The organism is Paenimyroides baculatum, from assembly GCF_008629655.1.
Lineage (GTDB): Bacteria > Bacteroidota > Bacteroidia > Flavobacteriales > Flavobacteriaceae > Flavobacterium > Flavobacterium baculatum.
The window spans coordinates 21,395-28,548 of record NZ_VWSG01000019.1 but is presented as its reverse complement, the minus strand read 5'-3'; the positions used below and the strand labels follow the sequence as shown (position 1 = coordinate 28,548).

Annotated in this window: 6 protein-coding genes; 3 read left to right on the top strand and 3 right to left on the bottom strand. The window is 36.4% G+C overall.

Translation table 11 applies throughout. The features are described from left to right. On the top strand, positions 1-715 hold a 715-nt coding region (locus F0460_RS15575; RefSeq protein ID WP_150014907.1), incomplete at its 5' end, for a ferritin-like domain-containing protein. A 281-nt stretch (positions 716-996) separates the two neighbouring features. Here F0460_RS15575 and F0460_RS15570 read toward each other — a convergent pair. Further along, a complete protein-coding gene (locus tag F0460_RS15570) occupies positions 997-1,626 on the bottom strand; it encodes a response regulator transcription factor (protein WP_150014904.1) in 630 nt (209 codons plus the stop codon). Between the two features lie 593 nt (positions 1,627-2,219). Here F0460_RS15570 and F0460_RS15565 point away from each other — a divergent pair. Further along, positions 2,220-4,925, top strand: coding sequence for a choice-of-anchor I family protein (locus tag F0460_RS15565; protein ID WP_150014901.1), 2,706 nt, complete (start codon positions 2,220-2,222; stop codon positions 4,923-4,925). Between the two features lie 97 nt (positions 4,926-5,022). Beyond that, a complete protein-coding gene (locus F0460_RS15560) occupies positions 5,023-5,415 on the top strand; it encodes a barstar family protein (protein ID WP_150014899.1) in 393 nt (130 codons plus the stop codon). Between the two features lie 163 nt (positions 5,416-5,578). On the opposite strand, the gene F0460_RS15555 is transcribed toward F0460_RS15560, so the two are convergent. Then, the gene (locus tag F0460_RS15555; protein ID WP_150014897.1) at positions 5,579-6,028 is read right to left on the bottom strand and encodes a GNAT family N-acetyltransferase; all 450 of its coding nucleotides are present in this window, start codon (positions 6,026-6,028) and stop codon (positions 5,579-5,581) included. After that, positions 6,018-7,013 (bottom strand): DUF4837 family protein, encoded by a 996-nt coding sequence (locus tag F0460_RS15550; protein WP_150014895.1) that lies wholly within the window; start codon positions 7,011-7,013, stop codon positions 6,018-6,020. The genes F0460_RS15555 and F0460_RS15550 overlap by 11 nt, the downstream gene beginning before the upstream one ends. Positions 7,014-7,154 lie beyond the last annotated feature (141 nt).

The following is a 7,154-nucleotide window of genomic DNA, read 5'->3' as shown; positions in this document are numbered from 1 at the left end:
TAGTACCAAAGCAGCAATAGCAGCCATTCCGTTAGGATTGGGGACCTTATTATCTGCACCGGCAAAGGCAGCAACCGCAACAACGGCTTACACTGCGCGTGCGGGTGCACTTACGGATGCGCTACAGCTTGCTTTGATTTTAGAATATTTGGAAGATGAATATTACCGTATGGGATTGGATGCCGGCGGATTAATTCCATCTACAGACAGAACCGTTTTTATGCAGATATCAAAGCACGAAACAGCACATGTTTCGTTTTTAAAGGCAGCGTTAACTTCTTTAGGAGAAACACCGGGAAGCAAACCTACATTCGATTTTACTGCGGGTGGCAATTTTAGTCCCTTTACAGATTACAACCAGTTTTTAATACTTGCACAAGCTTTTGAAGATACAGGTGTGCGTGCCTATAAAGGCCAGGCAGGTAATGTAATGGAAAGCAGACAGATTTTACAGGCTGCGCTACAGATACATTCTGTTGAAGCACGACATGCATCGCAAGTCAGAAGAATGCGTGCCAACAAAGGCTGGATTGAACTAGCGAACGGCGGAAACATGCCCGCAGCAACAGATGCTGTTTACGCAGGTGAAGATAACGTAATGCAGGCAGGCTTTAATACTGCAGCAGCTTTTGGTGAAGCAGCAGGTTCGGCAGCTTATGACGAAGTTTTAAGCGGCAGCGATGCCGCTGCAATTGCAGGTTTGTTTATTGTGTAACCTTACATTATCAAGACAGACTAATAATTAGACGTTGTTTTTATGTGATTATATTTTTTAAGTTTTGGGTTAAGAAGAAAATTCTGCATTAGTACTTATCGAAGTAACAGCTTTTTAGTTGGTGACTTTAATAGCGTAACTAATAAAGCCTTCTAAACTCCTTAAAAACACCCTTTGTGAGGGTGTTTTTTTCTTATATATTAACTTATTTTTATATCGTTATACTTACAAGATTAATGAATTATCAAGTGAATTTTGATTAACTTTTTCAGACTAATAATTTAATCTAAACTCAATCCCATTTTCCGTACGTAACTCAACAGTTCTGTAATGGTGTTGGTATTTGTTTTTCTCATCATTTTCCTACGGTGCGATACTACCGTGTGCTTGCTTAAGAAAAATTTCTCTGCGGTTTCATTCACTGAAAAGCCTTGAGCGAAATAGCGCAATATTTCAATTTCTCTTGAACTTAACCATACTTCTTTTTCCTCTTGCAACTCTTTTAAACATTGGTTTATAATAGGACAGTAATAAAACTTATCTTCGATAAGACAACTTATACATTCTACCACTGTATCAACACCACTAGTCTTTGAAATAAATGCATTCGGTTGAAATGCCATGATACTTCGCACCGCAACAGCATGTGTTACACTGCTAACCACAATTATTTTAACATTTTTATTTATTCTGCGGGCATCGTTAATCATTTCGACTCCCAAACTATCTCTCAAATAATAATCTATAAATAGATACAGCTCATTTCTTGAATTTCTAAGAAGATAGTTTAACCTTTTTTTGAGATCATTGAATGTATGAACCTCATCAAATATTCCCATCTTTTCCAACAACACGGCAAACGAATCTGCAAACAATGCATGATCGTCAACCAAAACAGCAACCTTCTTCATTCACTTACTTATTAAATTAAAAGATCTAATAGAACCGTTTTCATTTTACATTCCTCAATTAACAAAAAATTATATTCTTAGAATTAAATTGAGAAATATACCGTCTATCAAAACGACATTTCTTTTATTAAGCAAAAATATATAGTTTAAACAGAACCGTTTGTAGTACCACAAACATGTTAACTGTAGAATTTGTTCTACATTCACACAACTATGCGCATTTATTTGTCGTAATAATATGTGGAAAACAAAAGGTCTACTAACCTTTTTCTAATTAAGATTTCTGATAATTTCTAACAGTAACGGTTTCGGTATTAGTATATTTATTTAAGCAACGTAATCTAAAATAACAACACTAAAATGTAGCATTATAAAACAATAGAACAGAAGAATAGTTGTTTTTAAGGAAAAATTAAATTTGTAAGTGAAATGATTTAATCTTTATATCATAAAATCTAGACACATCGTACAACAGTGCACAAAATTTACAAAACAAGAAGTTTACTAACCTTTAAATAATTATTTCATAGTATCGGCGTAATCGTATTTGCTGTTTATTTTATCAGCTTTGCTGCACAAATCAGCTAAAAGAAATGAAAAAAATTACACAAACATGCGTTATTGCAACTTTCCTGTTTTCGGGATTTAACTTGTATGCACAAACACTGCTGCATTACTGGAATTTTAACAACCCAACTTCGGCACAAACAATCAGTACACCAAATGTATCATTAGTAGGAACAAGTACTTTAACAAATACATTAGGTGCTTCAACCGCTTTTGACTATGCCAACGGAACAGGTAACAATTTTAACCTTAATAACCTAAATGCTCGCAACAACGATGTTTCGGGTAATCATCTGCGTTTTAACAATCCAATTGGTGGCAGTTTGGTTTTCAGTCTGCCTACAATAGGTTACGAAAATCCTATTGTTAAGTTTACAACAAAACGTTCCGGTTCTGGAGCAGGTACGCAAACTTGGTCTTATACAACAAACGGAACTACCTATACTACATTTGCTACCATTAACCCTGTAGACGGAGATCCTACTTTACAGACACTTGATTTTAGCAGTGTAGCTGCGGCAGATAATAATCCGAATTTTAAACTGAAGGTTGAATTTTCTCAAGGTCCAGGCGGTGTAGTAGGAAACAACCGTTTTGATAATTTTACATTAGAAGCTTATGCGCCAGGTACAACACCGGTTATACCGCCAAAAGTGAGTTTCTTAACCAAATTTAAATCGGTTAACGAAGATTCGGGCACAGCAACAATAGACATAAAAGTTGAAAATGCAGGTACGGCATCTTTTGATTTGGTAGTTAAAACAGCGCCATTCAGTACTGCAGACCTAAACGATTTTACATTTCAGACACAAACTATACAGATTGACGGAACAACAGGCACTACAAAAACCATAAGCATTCCTATTATTGATGATACGAATGAAGAACAGCATGCAGAATATGTAGTATTGGCATTGGAAAATCCGATTGGGCTGACTATTGAAGGTGATCCTTTCTTTACACTTTATATTAAAGACAACGATCGCACGGCACCAGTACAAACCAACGAAATTACACTGGATTATGTGGGAAGTTTTGATCCGTCGGGAACAAATTCAAGTTCTACAGAGATTGTAGTACACGATCCGCAAACTCAAAAATTATTCGCAACAAGTGCCATTGCAGGGTTTCTTGATATTATTGATTTTTCAGATCCGTTGATTCCTGTAAAAACGCACTCAATAGATATGAGTCCGTACGGAGGTATTACCAGCGTTGCGGTTAAAAACGGAATTGTAGCTGTGGCATCGCCAAATAACATAGAAACCAATAACGGTTCGGTTGTTTTCTTTGATACCAACGGTGTGTACAAAAAACAAGTAACTGTTGGCGTGTTACCAGACAATATTGTTTTTACGAAAGATGGAAATAAAGTACTTACGGCAAACGAAGGGCAGCCTAATGCAGATTATTCGGTAGATCCGGAAGGATCGGTTTCTATTATTGATCTTTCGGCGGGCATTAACAGTCTGTCGCAAAACAATGTATCCACTTTAAACTTTACAACGTTTAACAGCCAGGAAACACAATTGGTTCAGCAAGGTGTACGCAAAACAAAATCAACCAGTACCTTATCACAAGATTTGGAGCCGGAATATATCACCGTAAGTGATGATTCACAAAAAGCGTGGGTTACTTTACAAGAAAACAACGCCGTTGCAGAAATCAACCTTACAAATAAAAGCATTACATCGCTTTGGTCATTGGGCACAAAAGACATGAGCATACCTGGTAACGGTTTCGATGCATCGGACAATAACGGTGAGATCTTAATTGCAAACTGGCCGGTAGAATCTTACTACATTCCCGACGCGGTTGCTGGTTTTAAGGCAAACGGTATAAACTACCTGATTACAGCCAATGAAGGAGATGAAAAAGAATACGACGATTTTGAAGAACGCATTGCTGTAAATGCAGCAGGTTATCTGTTAGACGAAACGTTGTTTCCGAATGCTTCTGTATTGAAACAACCTCATAATTTAGGACGATTCAGAGCTACAAACCTTAATGGTGATTTGGATAATGACGGAAAATTCGAAAAAATTCGTTCTGTTGGATCGCGTTCTTTCTCTATTTTCAATGCAGATACCAAAGCAATTGTTTTTGACAGTGGAGACGATTTCGAAATGTACACTGCGGCACATTATCCAACAATATTTAATGCCGATCATGAAGCGAACACTGCTAAAAGCCGAAGCAGAGCGAAAGGTCCAGAACCAGAAGGTGTAACGGTTGCAACTATTGGCGTACAAACTTTTGCTTTTATTGCTTTAGAACGTATTGGCGGTGTAATGGTTTACAACGTAACCGATCCTAACAATGTTACCTTTACAGATTATAAAAATAACCGAAGCACATCTGCTTATTCGGGTGATTTTGGTGCCGAAGGCATTATTTATATTGACAAAGCAGACAGTCCAAACAGTAAAGGTTACGTGATTATCGCCAACGAGATAAGTGGTACACTGACTATTTACGAAGTGAACACTACCAACCTTTCAAATGATGAATTCACACCGGTGGAAACTAAAACTTTTAACGTTTTTCCTAACCCAAGCCACGGTGGAACTGTTTATTTTAACAGAGCTGCCGATGTTACGGTTTACGATATGAACGGCCGCCAGATGTTTCAAGGTAAAAATGTACAAACATTAAATGTTGATACATATCCTTCAGGAATTTATATTGTAAAAACCAAAGAAGGTCTTGTTCAAAAATTAGTAAAGAAATAGAAAATCATATATCATTTTGTAAGAAAGAGCGGAGTAATTTCCGCTCTTTTTGTTTCTATAAAGTTTTGGGTTATTTTTACCTTGAAAAGAAATTTTTATGACAAAGAAAATCTGTATAAATGGCAACAACATATCCGATAAAAAAAGTCTATACCAAGAGATAAACCGAGTATTTATGGCGAAGGAAGATTGGAAAATCGGAGAAAGTCTTGATGCTTTGAATGATCTTTTTTATGGTGGCTTTGGATTGATCGATGGAAACGAACCTATTGAACTTATCTGGACGAACTTCAACCACAACAAAAAATTGTTTGGCTATGATTTTACAATGGAATTTTATCAGGAAAAACTGAAACAGCCTAACGTATTTTCAACCAAAATCATACAGCAAAACATCAGCGATCTTGAAAATGGTACAGGTTTAACCTATTTTGAAATGATTCTTGAAATAATTGCCGAACACAAAAACATCACACTGATTACTGAATAAATATTATTTAAAAGACTGTATAGACTTTATGCTAAAACATATTTTCTAGATAAACCGTCACTTCGAGCGTAGTCGAGAAGTCATTAAGGTCTCGACTACGCTCGACCTGACCAAGACCTAATGTAAACTTTAATTAATAAGCCTAAAAAATCAAAAAAGAGCTTTAAAGCTCTCTTCTTCGTGTCATTTCCACATGCGGAATATTGTCTTCCATATATTCTTCAGAAACCGTTTCAAAATCGTGCTTGTTGTAAAATCGTTGTAAATGTGCCTGTGCTGATATGGTGATTTTTCCTGTTTTATACAGATCTTCCACTGCTTTTACGGCGTGTTCCATCAGCAAATGACCAACCTTTAATTCGCGATGCGCCATATTAACAACCACTCTGCCAATACTGCTCTCGGTATATTTAATTCCTGGTTCAAAAATGCGTGCATAAGCCGCCAAAACCTCATCATCCCACAGCATTACGTGGTATGCTACCTGATCTTTTCCGTCGGTATCCAAATACGGGCAATCTTGTTCCACCACAAAAACCTCGTTTCGTAGGTTTAATATCTTATAAAGTTCCGATACGGTTAAATCGTCGAATTTTTTAATTTTAATGTTCATTAAAGTTTATGGTTTTAATAATTGCTTCAATCTCTAACAGCTGGTCACGCTTGTTTTTAAACGGATTGTTAATGTATCCTTCAATAAACAAATAGCGTTTGTAATATTCGTCGCGAATGGCGTAACACACAAAAGGTCCTTTTAAGTAATCGTTGGCGGTTTCCCAGCTACCAATTATTTTATAAACCGGTAGTTCCTGCATTTTTTCTTTTGTTATGGTTACATTTTTAGCAGGATCTGTAACGATATAACCAGAATCTTTAGCGGTATGCAAAAATTCTTTTCCAATGTAGTTTCTCGCCTGTAACAAGTGTTGTTCAATTGATCCGCTTTCGTTTTCGATTTCTGCTATCGAAAATTCATACAAAACCAGATTCAAACTACCCGACGATAGGTCTTTCTGATACCATAAAAAAGGAAATTCGTTTTTAACCTGTAAATGATACGCATCAGGAATTTTCAAGGTACAACCAAAATAATCTTTCAATTCATGCAGATCCTGATTAGAATTTCTAACAACTTCGTGCATCTGTTCGTTTAATTCAGACGATTTAAATACCGAAATAATAGAATCGGCACGTGTATTAAAAAGTTTCAGCAAATCACTGGTATTCTGGGCACGTAAAAAAAAGTAGTTCTGGGGCGTGGCATTCACACTTTTCTGTAGCAGAAATTCGTGCACGGTATTTGTAGAAAACAGCACAATGTTGCGCGCATTTTTTGCACGTGTTGTAAATATTTTAGGATCAATCTGCACCAGATCGAACTGCGGCTCGGTATCGGTACTGCCGGCAACGGGCTGCGCCAATTTATGTCTGATACTGTCGCCCAATTTACCAATCCACAAACTGTCGTCAATCACCAAAACAATTTCGTTGCGGTTGCCAAACGATTTGTTCAAATTAACTGTCGCAGTTTTAGATTCTTTTGTGCAGCCAATTATAAATCCTACAATAATCAACAAATAAAAAACGGTATGCTTCATATTTTGTACCCTAGATTACCGTAAAATTACGCAAACCCGAACAAATTATCCCTTCAATTGAAACATAATTGTAAATTAGAAACAGGTTAGATTTTTTAAACCCGATATTTTCTGCTATTTTTAATAGTATTTTTGATAAAA